We start from the raw sequence: 19,129 nt of genomic DNA on the forward strand, positions 1-19,129 counted from the left end.
CGGATGTGCCACGACCGTTCCGGGACTGCCGAAACTCGACCGGCACGCCATAACGACCCACCCCGGCAGACCCCGAGCCGCCGGACGTTTAGCCGCTTCCTGATCGCCGGTTCCGGTCTCGCCGCCCTGGCCGCCTGCACTCCCGAACCGGTGCAGCCGCCGTCGACCGCCGCCGTCGCCGCCACGGCGACGTCGGAGCCCGGCACGGCGGCGCCGTCCGCCACAGCCATCTCCTCGACGGAGCCCGTCCCGGCGGCCACCGCGACCGCTGCACCGGAAACCCTGCCGGCAGCCCCCGCACCGTCCGCCGCCGGGGCCGGGGCCCGGCAGTCACTTTCCGATCCGGCGAGCCCCTGGGTAGTGGTCAACAAGCACCGGCCGCTCTCGCCCGCGGCCTATGTACCAGCGGACTTGGTCCGGCCGTCCGTCCGGCTCGCCGTTTCCGGCGAGGCAGCCCTGCTGAACAGCACGACGGCGGCAGCGGCGGAGGCGATGTTTGCGGCCGCAGCCACCGCCGGCATCATCATGACCCTGGCCAGCGGCTACCGGTCCTTCGCGACGCAGACCGTCACCTACAACAACTATGTGAACTCGCGGGGACAGGCCGAGGCCGACACCGCATCCGCCCGTCCCGGCCACTCCGAACACCAGACCGGCTGGTCCTTCGACATCGGCGACGGCGGCGGCGCGTGCAGCTTCCAGCCCTGCTTCGCCGAGCAGCCGGCAGCGGTCTGGGCCACGGCGAACGCCCATCGCTTCGGCTTTGTGGTGCGCTATCCCTGGATGTTCCACCCCATCACCGGCTACTACTACGAGCCCTGGCACCTGCGCTACATCGGCGTCGACGCGTCAACGGAGATGCAGAAGCGTGGCATTGCGACACTCGAGGAATATTTCGGACTCGAAGCGGCACCGGCCTACCTGTAGCGGTCCTGCCCGGGCCGGAACGTCGAAACGGTCGGCGCCACACCGCCGACACGAACCGTGAGCCCGGCCCCGCGCCACAGCGTGTTCATGCCCCTGCGCTAGCTTGGAATCATGCTGACCGGATTCAAGAACTTCATTCTAAAGGGCAACGTCGTAGACCTGGCCGTCGCAGTGGTCATCGGCGCCGCGTTTGGCGCCGTGGTCACGGCCCTGGTCCAGAGCGTCCTTATGCCGTTCATTGCCGGGCTGGCCGGTGCGCCAAACTTCGACAGCTTTGCCGTCGTCACCCTGAACGGAAATGACATCAAGTTTGGAGTGTTTCTGACGGCGATCGTCAATTTCCTCCTCATCGCTGCCGCCATCTATTTCGTCGTCGTGGTGCCCATGAACCACATGATCGAACGCCGTAACCGCCGGCTCGGCATCAACCAGGACGTCAAGGAAGAGGCGGCCGAGGACCCGCAGATCGCCCTCCTCACCGAAATCCGCGACGCGCTGCAGAAGTAGGCCTGGTCCAGTACGTTCTCCGCCCCGACAGCAATGGCCCGCCTCCGGCAGAAGACGGGCCATTGCTGTTTGAGGTGCGGTTCAGTCAGCTCAGTCGGAGACGAGCGCCAGGGCCAGTTCGGTCCGGACCACCAGCGCCAGGCGTTCGGCCACGGACTGGGCGGTTTCTTGGTCCGCCGCCTCCACCATGACGCGAACCACCGGCTCGGTGCCGGAGGGCCGCAGCAGGACCCGTCCGGTGTCACCGAGTTCGGCCTCGGCGAGGACGACGGCTTCGGCCACCGACGCGTCGCCCTTCACCCTGGTGCGGTCAACGCCCTTGACGTTGATAAGCACCTGCGGGAGCTTGGTCATCACCTTGGCCAGCTCCTTCAGCGGACGTCCGGTGAGGGCCACCTGCGCTGCAATCTGGAGGCCGGTGAGGACGCCGTCGCCGGTGGTCGCGTGGTCGGCAAAGATCACATGGCCGGACTGCTCGCCGCCGAGGTTGAAGCCGCCTGCACGCATTTCCTCCAGCACGTAGCGGTCGCCTACCCCGGTCTCGCGGAGGCTGATGCCGGCCTCGCGCAGTGCAATCTTGAGTCCGAGGTTGCTCATCACGGTGGCCACCAGGACATCGTCCGTGAGCTTCCCGGATGCCTTGAGCGCCACGGCGAGGATGGCCATAATTTCGTCGCCGTCGACTTCGTTGCCTTCGTGGTCCACGGCGAGGCAGCGGTCCGCGTCGCCGTCGTGGGCGATGCCCAGGTCCGCCCCCTGCGCCAGGACGGCGCGCTTCAGCGGCCCCAGGTGCGTGGAACCGACGCCTTCGTTGATGTTGAGGCCGTCGGGCTCGGCACCGATCACAACAACATCCGCGCCGGCGTCCTTGAAGACCTGCGGGGAACAGCCGCTGGCCGCTCCGTGCGCGCAGTCCAGGACCACCTTGAGTCCGTCGAGGCGGTGCGGGAGCGTGCCCAGCAGGTGGACGATGTAGCGGTCCTCGGCGTCGGAGAAGCGCTGAATGCGGCCGACGTCGCCGCCGGTGGGGCGGAACGGCTCCTTGCCCAGCTGCTCTTCGATGGCGTTCTCGACGTTGTCAGGGAGCTTCTGGCCGCCGCGGGCGAAGAACTTGATGCCGTTGTCCGGGGCCGGGTTGTGGGACGCGGAGATCATCACACCGAAGTCCGCGTCCAGATCGGCCACGAGGTAGGCCGCCGCCGGGGTGGGCAGCACGCCGGCGTCGTAGACGTCGATCCCGGAGCTGGAAAGACCGGCTTCCACAGCAGCCGCCAGGAACTCACCGCTGGCGCGGGGGTCGCGGGCAACCACGGCGCGCGGCCGTGTTCCGTTGGTATTGCGGTCATGGCCCAGCACAACGGCGGCGGCCTGGGCCAGCTGCAACGCCAGCTCGGCAGTCAGCAGGCCGTTCGCCAAACCTCGGACACCATCTGTTCCAAATAATCTCGACATCAGATCAAGTTTAGACGATGAGGAAGGAACATCCGGCCCCGCGGGCGTGTGCCGGCATCCCTGTGCCCCGTAAATGCGCGCCGTCTAGGGGGTTAAACGGCGAAAGCCCGCCCCGCCAAAATGGGCGGAACGGGCTTTCGTGCAAGCGGTCGCGTCAGCGGCCGTCTGCCGGGCAGGCGCTTTTTAGCGCTTGGAGTACTGCTGAGCCTTACGGGCCTTCTTGAGTCCAGCCTTCTTACGCTCGATGACGCGGGCGTCACGGCGCAGGTAACCGGCCTTCTTCAGGGTGGCGCGGTTGTTCTCGGTGTCGATCTCGTTCAGTGAACGGGAGATGCCGAGGCGCAGGGCACCGGCCTGGCCGGAGATGCCACCACCGTGGATGCGGGCCATGACGTCGTAGGCACCATCAAGATCGAGGATCTTGAAGGGCTCGTTGACGTCCTGCTGGTGCAGCTTGTTCGGGAAGTAGTTGGCCAGTTCGCGGCCGTTGATGGTCCACTTGCCGGTGCCGGGCACGATGCGGACGCGTGCGACGGCTTCCTTGCGACGGCCAACTGCCGCGCCGGCAACCGTGAGGGCCGGGCGTTCCTTTTTGGGCGCTTCTGCTTCTGCAGGACCGCTTTCCGAGGTGTAGCTGGTCGGGTTTTCCTCAGCCACAACGGCCTCGGTGGTCTCTTCGTTCTGAGCCACGATTCTCCTTGTATAGATAAGTTGTTTGGTGGCCAGGACTACTGGGCGACCTGGGTGATTTCATAAGTCTTGGGCTGCTGGGCGGCGTGGGGGTGCTCGGCACCCTTGTAAACCTTCAGCTTGCCCAGCTGCTGTGCAGCGAGGGAGTTCTTCGGGAGCATGCCCTTGATGGCCTTCTCCACGGCGCGGACCGGGTTGGATTCCAGCAGCTCCGCGTAGGTGACCGAGGTCAGGCCGCCCGGGTAACCGGAGTGGCGGTATGCGCGCTTCTGCTCCAGCTTGGCGCCGGTGAGGGCAACCTTTTCAGCGTTGATGATGATGACGAAGTCGCCCATGTCCATGTGGGACGCAAAGGTGGCCTTGTGCTTGCCGCGCAGCAGGATTGCGGTCTGGCTCGCGAGACGACCAAGGACAACGTCTGTGGCGTCAATGACGTGCCACTGGCGGTTGATATCGCCGGGCTTCGGGGTGTACGTACGCACGGTGTTTGCCTCGTTCTTGTTCTGGCGTTCTTGTTTTAGGCGTCACGCGAAGGTGCACCTACTATCTATGCGCTACCGGAACAGAGGTGAGGGCTCCATGTAACCAGTAGTCCTATGGTCCCGAATGTGCACGATGAGTAGCTATCCTGCAACCGGATTCTCATACGGGCACGCATCATCGAGAAAGGACACGCACAACGACTACCAAGAATAGCGGAAGATGGGCCATTGGGTCAAAATGGGGTGTCCGGATGCATCCCGCCCGCCGCCGGCCCGCCGCATCCCTGGAGGAACCGTGTCCGATCCCGTAGGTACAGGTTCCGCGGCTGCGCTCTTCCTGGCCATAGTCGGGGCGGCGGGGCTGTGCCTGGGACTGCTGGCGGAGCGCCTCATCCGCCGGGTACTGCCGCAGCTTGCCGGCGCACGTTCGCTCCGTCCCAGAATTACGACGGCGGCTCTCACCTTGGTGGTGTCGGCACTGCTCGCGTGGCGCTTCGGCCCCTCCCCCGAGCTGGCCGCCTATCTGGTACTGGCAGTCGCCGGCGTGCAGCTGGCGCGGATCGATGTGGTTCACCATCTGTTGCCCAACCGGCTGGTAGTTCCCCTGCTGGGAGCGGGGCTGGTCCTGCTCACCGTCGCCGCAAGTGCACACGGAGCTGCGGAAAACCTGTTGCGGGGGGTCGCCGGTGCGGTCATATTGTTCGTTTTGTACCTCATTCTTGCCCTGACCAGCAGAAACGGCCTCGGAATGGGTGATGTGAAGCTCGCAGCGCCTCTCGGGCTGTACCTAGGCTACTTGGGCTGGTCCCAGTTGTTCTACGGCGGAGCCCTGGGCTTCGTTGCCGGCGGCCTCACCTCACTGTTCCTCGTGCTGAAAAACCGCGGAAACAAGCCAGCAGAAGTCGCCTACGGCCCGTCCATGCTCGTGGCCGGGCTTGCCGTCATTCTGCTGATGCCATAGGTGCATCCCGGTCATTCCAGGTAGTCGCGACGGCATGCGAATGAACCAGACCAAGTAGTGCGCACCCCCATTCCGAGAAGAACTGAGTACACCCCATTCCGGGCTAAGTAGTACGCGTAAATCCCCCCCAAAAAGTCGAGTATCCGGTGTCATTGCCGTGCCGTTAATCGCCGTGCAATTGTTGTCCCATCGGAACTCCAGGGAATTAGCAAAGGGGATTTGCTGGAATTCCGTACCACTATTCAAAACTCTGGAACAGGAACAATAAAATGACTGGTCTCATGGTCTCAATGCTCGCTTTCGTCGCCGGCGTCAAGGACAAGCTCACACCCGAAAAGGGTGCAACCGCAACGGAATACTCGCTGCTCGTGGCTTTCATCGCCTTCGCGGTCATCGGCGGCGCCACCATCTTCGGCGCGGCTCTCAGCGACTGGTTTACCGCTCTCGGTGGAGAAGTCGACGGCTGGCGGGTTCCGTAATCAGCAACATCGACACCTCGGTCAGATAGGTCTCCCGACCTGTGGTCTCAGCAACATTCTGTGTGCCGCGTCCGTAAATCGCGGACGCGGCACACTTCTTTCCTACTTCAGCTGCATCTATCCCGGGGGGGATCCAATGAATTGCAGCACTAAGAGGGCGCCCGGTTCGGGCGCCCAAGGACGCGAACGGGGGGCCGCCGCCGTCGAGTTCGCCCTCGTGGCGCCTATCCTGCTGGTCCTGGTTGGTGGGATTGTCGAGTTCTCACATGCCTACAATCTTCAGATTTCGGTCACCCAGGCTGCCCGGGAGGCGGCCCGGACCATGGCCATTCACAACGACCAAGCGTTGGCCCGGGCAGCGGCAGTTGCCGGCGCGCCGGGGCTCACTGCCGCATCCTTCGGATTCACTTTCGCGGGCGACTGCGGGGCCGGCGACCCCACAGCCACAGTCACTGTTACCTACACCGCAGCCAGCCTGACCGGGCTCCTCGGCGCCGGCCTGACGCTCGAGGGCGTAGGAGCCATGCGATGCGGCGGCTGACGGAGACCCGGGACAAAGAGCGCGGCGCGGCGGGCGTTTTGGTCGCAGTCTTGATGCTGGTTCTCGTCGGAGCCGGTGCGATGGCAGTTGATGTCGGCCAAATTTACGCCGAGCGCGCCCAACTGCAGAATGCCGCTGATGCCGGGGCCATGGCCGCCGCGCAGCAGTGCCACGCGGCAGGCGGCTGCTCCGTTTCCCAGGCCCAGGCCTGGGCCGCCGAACTCAGCGCTCCTAATTCGAACGACGGCGCCACAACCGTTGATTCAGTCGACCTGTCGGTACCGAACCAGGTCACGGTGGTCACCTCTACCCTCAACGGCACAAGTGGCGCCGGATTTCTTACCAAGATGTTCGCCAGCGCTCTCAACGCCCCGGCGGTGACCGTCGGAGCGCACGCAACGGCCGCAATCGAGCCCCTCGGCGGGGCGGAGGCCTTCCCCCTCGCGATCTCGGACTGCCAGTACGACCTCAGCGGGGCTGAAGTGACGGGCGACATCCAGCTGATTAAGTACAAGCCCGACAGCGGAACCTGTACCTCCACCTCCGGCCACGTCATTCCGGGCGGATTCGGCTGGCTGGAGCACACGGGTGGTCCGTGCCTCGCCGCGACCGACTCCGAAGACACCGTTCCGACAGATACCGGGGCGAACTACCCCGGTGCCTGCGATGCCGTCGTGGCGGCCTGGAAGACCACGCTTGAGGCCGGCGGCACGGTGGAAGCCACCTTCCCGGTCTATGACGACGCCGGGGGCACAGGGCACGGCGGATGGTTCCACATCAGGGGATACGCCACCTTCCGGATCCTCGGCTGGGCATTCTCGGGCGGCGGATCTCCACAGGTGTTCCGGGCAGGAATGCCCTGGGTTGGAAGCCCAGCCAACGCGTGCAACGGAAGTTGCCGCGGCATCATCGGCAAATTCGTCAAGTTTGTCTCCATTGACTCCGCGGGAGGGCCGGGGGGAGGCAGCCATGATCTCGGAACCGTAAAAATTAGGCTAATCAATTAACTGCAATTTCTAAAGGGGTCAAAATGAAAACACGCCTGCTGGGAGGCATAGCCGCATTACTTGTGGCGATTATCGGAACCGTATTACTGGTCTCATATGTGCAGAATGCAGATAAGCGCGCATTGGCCGGCACGGAAACAGAAACAATCTACGTGGTACAGAAGGCCATACCGGCCGGATCATCCGCCGATGAGATCGCTGCTTCGGTAACCAGGAAGTCCGTACCTAAGTTGGCCCTGGCCGAAAACAACGTCACCGATCTGGCGACCCTGGGATCCAGGGTCACCTCGGTGGCCCTGATGCCAGGCGAACAACTGCTGTCCACCCGGATGGTTGAGGAGAAGGCATTCCTGGGCCCGTCACGGGTGCAGGTTCCCGCGGGGCTGCAGGAGCTCACCTTGAAGCTCCCCATTGAACGCGTGGCGGGCGGAAAGGTCATAGCCGGGGACACCGTCGGCGTCTTCCTCTCACTGGACCAAGCCACTGAGACGGGGGCAAACGCCCAGGCAGGTGCGAAGTCAAGCAAGACGCAGCTCAGTTTCCATAAAGTACTGGTGACGGCCGCGCAGTTCAGCGACGGCGCCGCCGCGCAGGCCGGTAACGCCGACGCAGCATCCGGAACAAGCCAGGTGTCAGCTACGACCAGCAGCAAGGCAAAGAGCGATGACACGTACTTGATTACCATCGCTAGGAACTCGGCTGACGCCGAACGAATCGTGTTCGCGGCCGAGTTCGGCAAAGTCTATCTGTCCAAGGAACCGGGCGACGCCATCGAAACCGGAGCGGACTTCGTTGACTCATCAAGGTTGTTCCGATGAGCCGCTTCGTACTCATCACGCCCAATGGCGACTTCGAGCGGCTGGTCCGTCTCGCCGTGACTGGCCTGCACGGTTCGCTTCAGGTATTCCAGGTCGACTACCTGCCCGAAGGTCCAGGCGATGTGCTCCGCCAGATGGTGGGGGAGCCGCCCGAGGTCCTGATCCTGGGCCCTGGTCTCTCGGTCGACGGCTCGCTGAAGCTCGCATCCGTGGTTGACCTTCAATATCCGGAAATTAGCGTAGTCCTTGCCGCCGAGTCCACGCCGGAAACAGTGCTGCAAGCGATGCGTTCCGGCGTCCGGGATCTGCTGGATCCGGGCGCCAACCCGGACACCATCCGCGTCATGCTGGAACGGGCCAGCCTGGCTGCAGCTGGCCGACGTCGGGGGCTGGCACCCCAGGCCTCGGAACACGTGGACCATAGCGAGAGCGGGCGGGTCATCGCCGTGATGTCGCCCAAGGGAGGTGTCGGCAAGACGACGGTGGCTACCAACCTCGCAGTCGGACTCGGCAAGGCAGCGCCGATGAGCGTCGTCATCGTCGATCTTGACCTCCAGTTCGGCGATGTTGCCAGTGGCCTCTTGCTGGAGCCGGAGTTCACCATCACCGACGCCGTGCTGGGGGCTGCGAGCCAGGATTCCATGGTCCTCAAGACCTACCTGACCGTGCATGCGGCCGGCATCTACGCCTTGTGCGCGCCGCGTTCCCCTGTGGAGATGGACAGGATCACCGCGGCACACATATCCCATCTACTGGACCAGCTCCGGCAGGAGTTCCGGTACATCGTGGTGGACACCGCCCCGGGTCTCGGCGAGCACGTACTGGCTACCCTCGAGCAAGCCACCGACGCGGTCTGGATTTGTGGCATGGACGTCCCTAGCATCAGGGGAATTCGGACCGGTTTCAAGATCCTGGAGGAGCTGGCCCTGGTTCCGGATCGACGTCACATCGTGCTGAACATGGCCGACCGCCGCGCCGGGCTAAGCCTGAAGGACGTGGAAGCCACCATCGGGGCACCCGTTGACGTGGTGCTCCCGCGTTCCCGGAGCCTGCCGTTCTCGACCAATAAGGGTGTTCCCATTCTCCAGGACGGCAACAGGGATCCAGCTGCCAAGGGGCTTCGCCAGCTTGTGGAGCGTTTCAAGCCCGATTGGGAAGCCAGGCCACATAAGCAACTGCACAGAAGGGCGGTATTCCAGTGAGCCTCACAGACCGATTCCAGCAATTGCGCGGAGGAACCCAGCCCGTTCCGCCGCCGGGCCACGGGCCTGTGGCGACGGACGTCTTCCAGTCCCATGCGGCGCCGGCAACCCTTGGCCGGATTCTTGAGGCCAAGACCGCAGCGGAGCTGCAGGCGGACGTAGCGGAGGTTCAGCAAACGGCGTCCGTTGCCAGTGAAGCGCTCAACGCCCTGAAGGAACGCGCCAGCCAGGCGCTTTTCGAGCGGCTTGGCGGCCGGATCACCGACTCGTCGATCGAGGAGGCAGAACTGCATCAGTCCGTGAAGGACGAACTGAAGGTGGTTCTTGAGGAGGAGCAGATCCCCCTCACAGCCTTGGAGCGGCAACGCCTGATCCGCGAGATCACGGACGACGTCCTGGGCCACGGACCCATCCAGCGGTTCCTCGACGATCCGGCCGTGACAGAGGTCATGGTCAATCGCTTCGACCAGATCTACGTTGAGCGCGAGGGGCAGCTCCATCTGACGGACACCAAGTTCACATCGGACGATGCCCTGCGCCGAGTCATCGAGCGGATTGTGTCCCACGTGGGACGCCGTATCGATGAGTCGTCTCCCCTGGTGGATGCCAGGCTTGCCGACGGTTCGCGTGTCAACGCCATCATTCCGCCCCTCGCGGTGAACGGCCCGGCGTTGACGATTCGAAAATTCGGACGGGATCCACTCACGGTCGAGAACCTCATCAGCATGGGAAGCCTATCGCCCGAGATGGCTGAGCTGCTTAAGGCCTGTGTGCTGGCCCGGATGAACATCATCGTTTCGGGCGGCACTGGCACCGGCAAGACGACGCTGCTGAATGTGCTGTCCTCCTTCATTCCTGCCTCTGACAGGATTGTGACCATCGAGGACGCAGTCGAGCTTCAGCTCCAGCAGGATCATGTGGTGCGGCTGGAGAGCCGGCCGCAGAACATCGAGGGCAAGGGCGAGGTCTCCATCCGGGATCTCGTGCGTAACTCGCTGCGAATGCGGCCGGACAGAATCGTAGTCGGCGAAGTCCGCGGCGGCGAGTGCCTGGACATGCTGCAGGCCATGAACACCGGCCATGACGGCTCCATCTCCACGGTGCACGCAAACTCGCCCCGGGACGCGATCGCCAGGCTCGAAACGCTGGTGCTCATGGCAGGCATGGATCTCCCGCTGCGGGCCGTCCGCGAGCAGGTCGCATCGGCCGTGAACCTGATCGTCCACATCTCCCGGCTCCGCGACGGCACCCGCCGCGTCACCCACATCACCGAAGTCCAGGGCATGGAGGGCGACATCGTTACCCTGCAGGATGCTTTCGTCTTCGACTACTCAGCAGGTGTTGATGCGGAAGGACGATTCCTCGGCAAGCCGATACCCACCGGAGTCCGCCCGCGATTCACGGATCGCTTTGCCGAACTCGGCATCCCCGTCTCGGCGGCAGTCTTCGGCGCGCAGCCGGCCAGGGGGCGGTAACAGTGCTGACAGAACCGTCCCCGCTCGTCTTCGTTGCCGGCCTCTTCCTGGTCTACGCGGCACTGGCGATCACTGTCTCGATGGTCTTCAAGTCACGGGAGGTGGCGCTCGCCCGCCGCCGTCCCGATGTCGACGAGGCGCATTCCTCGAACCTGACCAAACTCACGGACCAGGCCGTACAGACCCTGAACAAAGGAGTCCGGGGCAGCGGCTCCGGGCTCCTGAGCAGGGAAAAACTCGAAGAGGCCGGCCTTAGGAAGCAGCCCGGTGACTATCTCCTGATGTCCGGAGCCGTCACATTCGTCGCCATCGTTATGGGTTTCTTCGCTGGCGGCCCGTTCTTCGCAGCGCTGATGCTGGTCCTCACGCCGGTTGGCCTCATCCTGTTCCTGAATTTCCTCATAGCCAGGCGGCGGAAAAAATTCGACGACCAGGTACCGGACACCCTGCAAATGTTTGCCGGCGGCCTTCGGGCCGGGCACAGTCTCTTGCGTTCGGTTGACGCCGCAGCCCAGGAGAATGAAGCGCCCATGACGGAGGAACTGAGCCGGGTCGTCAACGAGACCAGGATCGGCAGGGACCTCGGCGAGTCGCTCAACGATGTAGCCGGCCGGACAGCCAACGAGGATTTCGGCGTCATCGCCAGGGCCATTGACATCCACCGGGAAGTCGGCGGAGATCTCGCCCAGGTGCTCGACCATGTGGGCGAGACCATCAGGGATCGGAACCAGATCCGCGGTCAGATCCGAGCGCTCAGCGCGGAGGGCAGGATGTCTGCGCTGGTGCTCATGGCGCTTCCGATCGTGATGTTCATCGGGCTGACCTTTTTCAACCCGCTCTATCACAAGGTCTTCCTCACCACGCTCCCGGGCTACCTGATGATTGCGGCCGCCTTGGTCCTCCTCGCCGGAGGCGGGTTCTGGCTGAGCCGACTCATCAAGCCAAAGTTCTGAGAAGGAGATAACCGTGCAAATCACTGCCTATGCCGCCATCCTGGCGGTCATCCTGCCAATCTCAGTCATGACATGGCTCGCGTTCACGGGCGACCGTGCCGGCCTGCGGAACATCCAGTCAAATCTGGGGCGACGTCCCGACTCCGGAGGATCTGCCCTCTCCGCTAACGAGCAGCTCGCATCCATGACCAAGAAAGCGATGCCCCCGGGCTACGCCGCGTGGCTGGACAAGCAGCTCGCCGGAGCCGGGCGCCCCAAGGACTGGCCGTTGGCCCGGGTCATTATGGTGAAACCGTTACTGGCCCTGGCCGGAGCCGTGATGGGCATATTCGTTGTCGCCTCGGGACCTACGGCCCCGAAGGTGCTGCTCATGGCGGGAGTCACGGCTTTGGCCTACTTCGTGCCGGACATTCTGATCCGGAATTACGCGCAAAAACGCCGTGAGTCCATCAATCTCGAACTCCCCAACACCTTGGACCAGATGTTGATTTCGGTGCAGGCTGGCCTTGGCTTCGAATCAGCAATGGCGCGGGCAGGCCAGAACGGTAAGGGGCCCCTTGCCGACGAGTTGATCAGGACTCTTCAAGATATCCAGGTGGGCCGCTCCCGGAAGGAGGCGTATCTGGCCATGGCACAGCGCGTAGACGTTCCGGATCTTCGCTCTTTCGTCCGGGCAGTGGTCCAGGCAGACACCTACGGCATTGCGATCGCCAACGTGCTCAACTCCCAGGCCAAAGACATGCGCGTGAAAAGGCGTCAACGCGCGGAAGAGCATGCCATGAAGATGCCGGTGAAGATGCTGTTCCCACTCATCTTCACGATCCTTCCCACGCTCTTCATCGTGGTACTTGGGCCGACCGTACTGAGCATCATGGAAGTTTTCGCCAACAAATAGCCCTGGCAGTCGCTTAGAACCGCCCCAAATAGACCGGACCCCCTCGGACCCCAGAGCCGAGGGGGTCCCTCTGCGTGCCGGTCGTGGCGGGGACAAGCGCAGTATCCGCGCAGGGAAGTGCAGGGAAGGTACAGGAAAAGGGAAGGTTGGGAAGCCTTGGCACAGGATGCGTCAAGGACGAATCCTCGGCGTGTCGGCGCTTGCTAAGTTCCTCTCAGTGCTGGTGCAGGGCCAGCCGCCCACCTCGCTCAGGAGTCACCCATGCGTTCCTTTTTCGCCAACCTCGCAACCCGTCTTCGCCGTGACCAGCGCGGCGCCACCGCCGTCGAATATGGCATCATGGTCTCCCTCATCGCAGTCGTCATCATCGTTGCGGTCACGTTGCTGGGCGGGACTTTGAAGGAGACCTTCAACTCGACCCAGTGCAGCATCAAGGGCGGCGTCTACACGGCAGCCACGACGGGTGCCTCTCCCGTAGCCGGCAGCTGCTCGAAGTAACACGACCATTTTCGTCCCGACGCTGGCGTAGGCCGACACCCAACTCGCTCAGGAGTTCACATGCGTTCCCTCTTCTCCCACATCGCGACCTATCTTCGCCGCGACCAGCGCGGCGCCACCGCCGTCGAATACGGCATCATGGTTTCGCTGATCGCCGTTGTGATCATCGTCGCGGTGACACTCCTCGGCGGGAGTTTGAAGGAGACTTTCAACTCGGTCCAGTGCAGTGTTAAGGGCGGCGTCTACACGGCGGCTACCACAGGCGCCTCCCCCACTGACGGCAGCTGCTCCAAGTAGCAGAAGCAGGCGATCCACAGGGTTGGGGAAGGCTCCGGCCTTTCCCAACCCTCTGTTTCAGGAACCGGCGAGAATAAAATCCAGGAAGGCAGTCCTCCTTGTCCAAGACATCTGAACGGGGCGCCGTCGCCGTGGAGTTCGCCCTCCTGGCCCCGGTCCTGGTCATGCTGCTCCTTGGAATCATGGAGTTCGGCCGCGCCTACAACGCCCAGGTCACCCTCTCCAGCGCCGCCCGAGAGGGCGTTCGGGTCATGGCCATCAATAACACCCCCATGGCCGCCCGCACAGCAGTCAAGAACGCGGCGATGGGCCTGCAGCCGGCACTGACGGACGCAAACATCACCATAAGTCCTGTCACTTGCACTTCGGGCGCCCAAATGACGCTCAAGATCAATTATTCGCTTTCCACAATGACCGGCATCGCAGGGCCGTTTCCGATGGAAGGCAAAGGAGTCATGCTATGCGGCGGCTAGCTGGACAGGAACCCGACGTAACCCGAGAGCGCGGCGTCATCAGCGTCCTCGTCGCGATCCTCATGGTCGCCGTGCTGGGCTTCGCTGCCCTCGCGATCGACGTCGGAATGCTGTACGCCGAGCGGACCCAATTGCGCAACGGGTCGGACGCAGCTGCCCTGGCCGTGGCCCAGAAATGCGCCAAAGACTCCACCGATCCCGAATGCTCGGCTACCTCAGCCCTTGCACGCAGCCTCGCCAGCAGCAACGCCGGGGACGGGCTCAGCAATGTCCAGTCCTTGAACTTGGACAAAACCGCCCGCACAGTCACGGTCACGGCCGGAGCCCAGGAAGCCGGCAAGGAACCCAACCAGGTTTCATTATTCTTCGCCCGCGCCCTTGGCATCAACACCACCGAGGTCACGGCCGCTTCAACGGTCCAGTGGGGCAGCCCGCTGGCGGGTCCTACGGCGTTTCCCGTCACTTTCTCGATTTGCCAAGTTCAGAACCACGTCGACGGTACGCTGCAGTTGCTCCAGAACCACGGCAGCAACGCCAACCCGGACTGCTTCTACGGTCCGTCCGGCGCCCCGGTCTCGGGTGGCTTTGGCTGGCTGACCAGTGATCCGGGTGTCTGCGGCGGATTGATAGATCTCGACCTCGCCGAGGGCGGAAGCGACCCGGGCAACAGCGGTGCCCCGGATGTCTGCTCCGCAATCCTGCAGCGGTGGGCCTCTGACATCACGGCTGGCAAGGACGTTGTCGTGCTGTTGCCAGTCTTCGATGAGGTGAGCGGCACGGGGTCGGGAGCCGTCTACGGGCTGAAGTCTTTCGCCGCGTTCAAGGTGCAAGGCTGGAAGTTCAGCGGTAACGGCGACCTCCCCAATTCATTCCGGAGCACCACAGCCTACGTTTCTTCCTCGGTGGCCTGCGATGGAAGCTGCAGGGGGATCATCGGCAGCTTCATTAAGTACGTCTCCCTGGCGGACGGATTCACCCTCGGCCCGGTGGACGCCACTGGGGCAACTATCGTTCGACTCACCCAGTAACGTCACCGACCTAGCAATTCAGGAGCAGTTTTTGAAGTCACGCTTATTGGCAGGAGTCGCGGCCCTAGTGCTCGCCATCGTCGGAGCCATTCTGGTGGTCAGCTATGCGCAGGGGGCCGATACCCGGGCAGTGCAGGGCCTCGATCCCGTCAGTGTCCTGGTGGTGAAGCAAGCCGTCCCCGCTGGCACGTCGGTAGCCGCCCTCAAGGCCTTCGTGGCCAGTGAGGACCTTCCCGCCAAAGCCGTCACCAAATCAACGCTGAAGGACCTCGACGGCATGGCAGACAAAGTGACCTCCGTCGAACTGCTCCCCGGCGAACAGCTAGTGGCGGAGCGCCTGGTCGCGCCTGAGGCACTGAAATCAAGCGGAAGCGTGGCAGTGCCCGAAGGCCTGCAGGAGATCTCATTCCAGCTGGACCCCCAGCGCGTTGTTGGGGGGAAGGTCTCGCCCGGGGACCACGTTGGGGTGTTTATCTCCATGAAAGCCGGCGGCATTGAAGCCAAGCCGGACAAGGAGACCACCCAGCTGTCCATCCACAAGGTTCTGGTGACCGGGGTGCAGCGCGCCCCCGTCACGGCTCCCACTCCGCAGCCCTCGGCCAGCGGCTCGGCGGCAGGACCCACCGCGGACACTTCCCTTCCAACAGGCTTGTTGCTCCTGACCGTGGCCGTCAACGATGTCAATGCTTCAAAGATTGTTTTCGCCTCTGAATTCGCCACCCTGTGGTTGAGCAAGGAACCGCTCAATGCCAAGGAAAGCGGGCCCGGAATTATGCAGAAGAGCGAGGTCTACAAGTGAGCCGCTTTGTCCTGATCACGCCCAACACCGACTTTGATTCCCGGGTTCGCCAGGCCTTGGCCGGAGGTCTCCCCGGCGGGCTGCAGACCTTCGCCTTCGTCAATCCGTCCGACCCCGGTGAGTTGTTCGCGAACCTGAACCAGGAACGGCCCGAGGTGCTGATCCTGGGGCCGGATGTGCCGGTGGAGGACGCGCTGCGGATTGCGACGGTCTTCGACGTGCAACTGCCGGAGCTGAGCGTCATCCTGGTGGGTGTGGCGGACCCGGACTTCGTGCTGCTGGCCATGCGCGCCGGGATCCGGGACATCCTCAGCCCCAGCGCTGAACCGGCGCAGATCCGGGTCCTGCTGGAGAGGGCCTGCCAGTCCTTTGCCAGCCGCAACCGCAGCCCCGGCAGTGCAGTCAAGAGTCCGGAAGCACCTCGTGGCCTCGTGATTGGCGTCTTTTCGCCCAAGGGCGGCGTGGGCAAGACCACCATCGCCACGAACATCGCCATTGGCCTGGGAAAGGTCGCGCCGATGAGCGTGGTCATCGTGGACCTCGATCTCCAGTTCGGCGACGTGGCCTCCGGGCTCTACCTAAACCCCGAGCACACCGTAACCGACGCTGTGTCTTCCTCCGCGAGCCGGGATTCCCTGGTGCTCAAGGCGTTCCTGACCGTCCATCCCGCGAGCATCTATGCGCTTTGCGCGCCCAGGAATCCGGAGGAAGCGGACGACATCACGCCGCACCAGATCACCCGCCTGCTCGAACAACTTGCTGAACAGTTCCAGTACGTCATTGTGGACACGGCGCCCGGGCTTCCGGAAATCGGGCTGGCCGCCCTGGAGCAATGCACCGACGTTGTCTGGGTCACCACCATGGATGTTCCCAGCATCCGGGGACTGCGCGCTGGCCTGGGGATTCTCCGGCGCCTCGACCTGCTGCCCGAGACCCGGCATGTTGTCCTCAACATGGCCGACTCCAAGTCCGGGTTGAGCGTGCAGGACGTCGAGGCCACCATCGGTGCTCCTGTGGATGTCAGCATCCCCCGGTCCAAGGCCGTCGCGTTCTCCACCAACAGGGGGATCCCGGTGCTTCAGGACGGACGCAGGGATCCGGCCGTCAAGGGGCTCAAACAGCTCGTGGCACGGTTCGATCCGGCTTGGCGGGCCACCGCGCAGAAGAAGCTGCACCGCCGGGTGGTGGTGTAAGTGAAGCTGTCCGAACGGCTCCGTACCGCCGAGGGGACGCAGCCCCCGACCGCTACGTCGGCACAGGCTGCCCCTCCCTATCTACCGGCTATACCGACGATGCCGACGACGGCGACGCAACCCGCCGTCGTCGAACTTCGAAAGCAAGCTGTCACGGTACCTGCCGTCTTCGCTGAGCCGGCCGATGCGAACCGTTCCAGGGGCCAGCAGCCGGTGGACGTCTTCGCGGCGCTCAAGCAACGGGCCGCCACTGCCCTTTTCGAGCGGATGGGCGCCCGCTTCAACGATTCCGCCATCAAAGAGGACGAGCTCCGCACCGCAGCGCGGGAGGAGCTCATCCGCATCATCGATGCCGAACAGGTTCCGCTGTCCGGCGAGGAACGTTCCCGCCTCGTCCAGGATGTCGCAGACGACGTTCTGGGCTACGGACCCCTGCAGCGGCTCCTCGACGATCCCGCCGTCACTGAAATCATGGTCAACCGGATGGACCAAATTTACGTCGAACGGAACGGCAAGCTGACCCTGACCGAATCGCGCTTCAGCTCCGAAGACCATCTGCGCAAGGTGATTGAGCGCATCGTGTCCAAAGTCGGCCGCCGCATCGATGAGTCGTCGCCGCTCGTGGACGCGCGGCTCGAGGACGGGTCCCGTGTCAACGCCGTCATTCCTCCGCTCGCCGTGGGAGGGTCCTCTCTCACCATTCGAAAATTCAGCAAGGTGCCGCTGACGGTCCGGAACCTGATCGAGTTCGGCACGCTGACGCCGGAAATGGCCGAGCTGCTGGATGCCTGCGTGAAGGCAAAACTGAACATCATCGTCTCGGGCGGCACCGGCACCGGCAAAACAACACTGCTCAATGTGCTCTCGTCCTTCCTGCCTCACGACGAGCGCATCGTGACGATCGAGGACGCCGTCGAACTCCAGATCCAGCAGCAGCATGTGGTCCGGCTCGAAAGCCGCCCCCCGAACACCGAGGGCAAGGGCGAGGTCACCATCCGCGAACTGTTGCGGAACTCGCTGCGGATGCGGCCGGACCGGATCGTGGTGGGCGAGGTCCGTGGCGGTGAATCCCTGGACATGCTGCAGGCCATGAACACCGGCCACGACGGCTCCCTGTCCACCGTCCACTCGAACTCGCCGCGCGACGCCGTCGCGCGGCTGGAAACCCTCGTGTTGATGGCCGGCATGGACCTGCCCCTGCGCGCCATCCGCGAGCAGATCGCCTCGGCCGTGAACCTGATCATCCAGATCTCCCGCCTCCGCGACGGTACCCGCCGGATTACACACGTCACGGAGGTGCAGGGCATGGAAGGGGACATCGTCACGCTCCAGGACGCCTTTGTGTTCGACTACTCCGCCGGCGTCGACGCGCACGGCCGTTTCCTCGGCAAGCCGGTGCCCACCGGAATCCGTCCGCGCTTCATCGACCGCTTCGAGGATCTGGGCATCTACGTCTCCCCCAGCGTGTTCGCGGCCCCGCTGACCGCGGCCGGACGGGCGTGAGGCAGGAATGACGCTGTTACTTATCGGAGTAGGTCTGCTGTTCACCGCGGTGCTGTTGCTCAGTTATGCGTTGCTCGCTTCGGCCGGGACCGGTGTGCCGCTGGACCGGCGGAGGCCCCTCCAGAACCAGTCCGACTCCCAGTTGACCCGGTTTGCCGGCTCCGCCGTACACCTTGTGGAGGGATTCTTTTCGCAGCGCAAGGTCCGGCTCTTCAACCGGGAAGCCCTGGAAATCGCCGGGCTGCGCATGAGCCAAGCCGATTTCTTCGTGCTGTTGGCGGCCGGAGCTTCCGTCGGGGCGCTGGCTGGCTTCCTCGTCGCCGGGCCCCTGCTGGCACTGCTCCTTGTCCTGCTGGCACCGCTCGTGGGGCACCTCGTGGTCGGGTTCCTGGCTGGCAGACGGCGGGGAAAGTTCGATGAGCAGCTGGGCGACACCCTGCAGCTCCTCGCCGGCGGGCTACGGGCCGGGCACAGTATTCTCCGCGCCATTGATGCTGCGGCCACCGAGTCGCAGAGCCCGACGTCGGAAGAGATGCGCCGCGTCGTCACAGAAACCAGCTTGGGACGTGACCTGCTGGCCTCCCTTAACGACACGGCCGAGCGGATGAGCAACGAGGACTTCGTCTGGATCGCGCAGGCAATCCAGATCAACCGGGAGGTGGGCGGAAACCTCGCCGAGGTCCTGGACCAGGTCAACGAGACAATCCGGGAGCGGAGCGAAATCAAGGGACACATCAAATCCCTCGCCGCCGAGGGCAAGTTCTCCGCCTACATCCTGATGGCGATGCCGATCGGCATCGTGGCAATGCTCATGCTGGTCAACCCCGGCTACATGAACGTTATGTTCACGCACCCCTTGGGATGGGCCATGACGGCGGCGTCGGTCGTCCTGATGACGATCGGCGGTCTGTGGATGCGCAAGATCATCGACCTGAAATTCTGAGGCGCC

22 protein-coding genes are annotated in these 19,129 nt (G+C 63.9%); 19 read left to right on the plus strand and 3 right to left on the minus strand.

Annotated features, from left to right (window positions below):
* The first annotated feature begins 3 nt into the window (after window positions 1–3).
* Both ACZYZE_RS03545 and mscL read left to right on the plus strand, forming a co-directional pair.
* Window positions 4–927, plus strand: a complete 924-nt coding sequence (locus tag ACZYZE_RS03545) for a M15 family metallopeptidase (RefSeq protein WP_463906274.1) — start codon at window positions 4–6, stop codon at window positions 925–927.
* A 111-nt stretch (window positions 928–1,038) separates the two neighbouring features.
* Entirely contained in the window at window positions 1,039–1,434 is a 396-nt protein-coding gene (gene mscL, locus ACZYZE_RS03550; RefSeq protein ID WP_463906276.1) for a large conductance mechanosensitive channel protein MscL, read from the plus strand.
* 90 nt (window positions 1,435–1,524) lie between these two features.
* On the opposite strand, the gene glmM is transcribed toward mscL, so the two are convergent.
* The 3 genes from glmM to rplM all read right to left on the minus strand — a co-directional run bounded on the left by glmM (window position 1,525) and on the right by rplM (window position 4,058).
* Entirely contained in the window at window positions 1,525–2,886 is a 1,362-nt protein-coding gene (gene glmM, locus ACZYZE_RS03555) for a phosphoglucosamine mutase (RefSeq protein ID WP_463906278.1), read from the minus strand.
* A 183-nt stretch (window positions 2,887–3,069) separates the two neighbouring features.
* Window positions 3,070–3,576, minus strand: coding sequence for a 30S ribosomal protein S9 (rpsI, locus tag ACZYZE_RS03560; RefSeq protein WP_463906280.1), 507 nt, complete (start codon window positions 3,574–3,576; stop codon window positions 3,070–3,072).
* A gap of 38 nt (window positions 3,577–3,614) precedes the next feature.
* Complete coding sequence (gene rplM / locus ACZYZE_RS03565) at window positions 3,615–4,058, minus strand: 50S ribosomal protein L13 (protein WP_024367145.1); 444 nt, start codon at window positions 4,056–4,058, stop codon at window positions 3,615–3,617.
* A gap of 295 nt (window positions 4,059–4,353) precedes the next feature.
* On the opposite strand from rplM, the gene ACZYZE_RS03570 reads away from it, so the two are divergent.
* The 17 genes from ACZYZE_RS03570 to ACZYZE_RS03650 all read left to right on the plus strand — a co-directional run bounded on the left by ACZYZE_RS03570 (window position 4,354) and on the right by ACZYZE_RS03650 (window position 19,123).
* Window positions 4,354–5,019: a prepilin peptidase gene (locus ACZYZE_RS03570; protein ID WP_463906281.1), complete on the plus strand. Its 666-nt coding sequence runs from the start codon at window positions 4,354–4,356 to the stop codon at window positions 5,017–5,019.
* Between the two features lie 269 nt (window positions 5,020–5,288).
* Window positions 5,289–5,498, plus strand: a complete 210-nt coding sequence (locus ACZYZE_RS03575; protein WP_463906283.1) for a Flp family type IVb pilin — start codon at window positions 5,289–5,291, stop codon at window positions 5,496–5,498.
* A 136-nt stretch (window positions 5,499–5,634) separates the two neighbouring features.
* Window positions 5,635–6,039: a TadE/TadG family type IV pilus assembly protein gene (locus ACZYZE_RS03580; protein WP_463906284.1), complete on the plus strand. Its 405-nt coding sequence runs from the start codon at window positions 5,635–5,637 to the stop codon at window positions 6,037–6,039.
* Window positions 6,027–7,046: a pilus assembly protein TadG-related protein gene (locus ACZYZE_RS03585; RefSeq protein WP_463906286.1), complete on the plus strand. Its 1,020-nt coding sequence runs from the start codon at window positions 6,027–6,029 to the stop codon at window positions 7,044–7,046. The genes ACZYZE_RS03580 and ACZYZE_RS03585 overlap by 13 nt, the downstream gene beginning before the upstream one ends.
* A 23-nt stretch (window positions 7,047–7,069) precedes the next feature.
* Window positions 7,070–7,864 carry a Flp pilus assembly protein CpaB gene (gene cpaB, locus ACZYZE_RS03590; RefSeq protein WP_463906287.1) on the plus strand — a complete coding sequence of 265 codons (795 nt, stop codon included), beginning with the start codon at window positions 7,070–7,072 and terminating at the stop codon, window positions 7,862–7,864.
* Window positions 7,861–9,066: a CpaE/TadZ family protein gene (locus tag ACZYZE_RS03595; protein WP_463906289.1), complete on the plus strand. Its 1,206-nt coding sequence runs from the start codon at window positions 7,861–7,863 to the stop codon at window positions 9,064–9,066. Before cpaB (ACZYZE_RS03590) ends, ACZYZE_RS03595 begins: the two co-directional genes overlap by 4 nt.
* Entirely contained in the window at window positions 9,063–10,541 is a 1,479-nt protein-coding gene (locus ACZYZE_RS03600; protein ID WP_463906290.1) for a TadA family conjugal transfer-associated ATPase, read from the plus strand. Before ACZYZE_RS03595 ends, ACZYZE_RS03600 begins: the two co-directional genes overlap by 4 nt.
* A 2-nt stretch (window positions 10,542–10,543) precedes the next feature.
* Window positions 10,544–11,494 (plus strand): type II secretion system F family protein, encoded by a 951-nt coding sequence (locus ACZYZE_RS03605; protein WP_463906292.1) that lies wholly within the window; start codon window positions 10,544–10,546, stop codon window positions 11,492–11,494.
* Between the two features lie 13 nt (window positions 11,495–11,507).
* Window positions 11,508–12,389: a type II secretion system F family protein gene (locus tag ACZYZE_RS03610; protein WP_463906293.1), complete on the plus strand. Its 882-nt coding sequence runs from the start codon at window positions 11,508–11,510 to the stop codon at window positions 12,387–12,389.
* 261 nt (window positions 12,390–12,650) lie between these two features.
* Window positions 12,651–12,887, plus strand: a complete 237-nt coding sequence (locus tag ACZYZE_RS03615) for a Flp family type IVb pilin (protein WP_463906295.1) — start codon at window positions 12,651–12,653, stop codon at window positions 12,885–12,887.
* Between the two features lie 60 nt (window positions 12,888–12,947).
* Window positions 12,948–13,184, plus strand: coding sequence for a Flp family type IVb pilin (locus ACZYZE_RS03620; protein ID WP_463906297.1), 237 nt, complete (start codon window positions 12,948–12,950; stop codon window positions 13,182–13,184).
* 98 nt (window positions 13,185–13,282) lie between these two features.
* Window positions 13,283–13,657, plus strand: coding sequence for a TadE/TadG family type IV pilus assembly protein (locus tag ACZYZE_RS03625; RefSeq protein ID WP_463906299.1), 375 nt, complete (start codon window positions 13,283–13,285; stop codon window positions 13,655–13,657).
* Entirely contained in the window at window positions 13,645–14,685 is a 1,041-nt protein-coding gene (locus ACZYZE_RS03630; RefSeq protein WP_463906301.1) for a pilus assembly protein TadG-related protein, read from the plus strand. Before ACZYZE_RS03625 ends, ACZYZE_RS03630 begins: the two co-directional genes overlap by 13 nt.
* Window positions 14,686–14,731: 46 nt before the next feature.
* Window positions 14,732–15,484, plus strand: coding sequence for a Flp pilus assembly protein CpaB (gene cpaB, locus ACZYZE_RS03635; RefSeq protein WP_463906303.1), 753 nt, complete (start codon window positions 14,732–14,734; stop codon window positions 15,482–15,484).
* A complete protein-coding gene (locus ACZYZE_RS03640; protein ID WP_463906304.1) occupies window positions 15,481–16,677 on the plus strand; it encodes a CpaE/TadZ family protein in 1,197 nt (398 codons plus the stop codon). Before cpaB (ACZYZE_RS03635) ends, ACZYZE_RS03640 begins: the two co-directional genes overlap by 4 nt.
* Window positions 16,678–18,180, plus strand: a complete 1,503-nt coding sequence (locus ACZYZE_RS03645; RefSeq protein ID WP_463906306.1) for a TadA family conjugal transfer-associated ATPase — start codon at window positions 16,678–16,680, stop codon at window positions 18,178–18,180.
* 7 nt (window positions 18,181–18,187) lie between these two features.
* On the plus strand, window positions 18,188–19,123 hold the full coding sequence (locus ACZYZE_RS03650) for a type II secretion system F family protein (RefSeq protein WP_463906308.1): 936 nt from the start codon (window positions 18,188–18,190) through the stop codon (window positions 19,121–19,123).
* Window positions 19,124–19,129 lie beyond the last annotated feature (6 nt).

This window comes from Pseudarthrobacter woesei (genome assembly GCF_055412745.1).

What these genes read in the sequence shown, in the direction of transcription:
- ACZYZE_RS03545 (WP_463906274.1), top strand. Translation starts at nt 4, where the DNA reads ATGTGCCACGACCGTTCCGGGACTGCCGAAACTCGACCGGCACGCCAT.
- mscL (WP_463906276.1), top strand. Translation starts at nt 1,039, where the DNA reads ATGCTGACCGGATTCAAGAACTTCATTCTAAAGGGCAACGTCGTAGAC.
- glmM (WP_463906278.1), bottom strand. Translation starts at nt 2,886, where the DNA reads ATGTCGAGATTATTTGGAACAGATGGTGTCCGAGGTTTGGCGAACGGC.
- ACZYZE_RS03575 (WP_463906283.1), top strand. Translation starts at nt 5,289, where the DNA reads ATGACTGGTCTCATGGTCTCAATGCTCGCTTTCGTCGCCGGCGTCAAG.
- ACZYZE_RS03580 (WP_463906284.1), top strand. Translation starts at nt 5,635, where the DNA reads ATGAATTGCAGCACTAAGAGGGCGCCCGGTTCGGGCGCCCAAGGACGC.
- ACZYZE_RS03585 (WP_463906286.1), top strand. Translation starts at nt 6,027, where the DNA reads ATGCGGCGGCTGACGGAGACCCGGGACAAAGAGCGCGGCGCGGCGGGC.
- cpaB (WP_463906287.1), top strand. Translation starts at nt 7,070, where the DNA reads ATGAAAACACGCCTGCTGGGAGGCATAGCCGCATTACTTGTGGCGATT.
- ACZYZE_RS03595 (WP_463906289.1), top strand. Translation starts at nt 7,861, where the DNA reads ATGAGCCGCTTCGTACTCATCACGCCCAATGGCGACTTCGAGCGGCTG.
- ACZYZE_RS03615 (WP_463906295.1), top strand. Translation starts at nt 12,651, where the DNA reads ATGCGTTCCTTTTTCGCCAACCTCGCAACCCGTCTTCGCCGTGACCAG.
- ACZYZE_RS03620 (WP_463906297.1), top strand. Translation starts at nt 12,948, where the DNA reads ATGCGTTCCCTCTTCTCCCACATCGCGACCTATCTTCGCCGCGACCAG.
- ACZYZE_RS03630 (WP_463906301.1), top strand. Translation starts at nt 13,645, where the DNA reads ATGCGGCGGCTAGCTGGACAGGAACCCGACGTAACCCGAGAGCGCGGC.
- ACZYZE_RS03650 (WP_463906308.1), top strand. Translation starts at nt 18,188, where the DNA reads ATGACGCTGTTACTTATCGGAGTAGGTCTGCTGTTCACCGCGGTGCTG.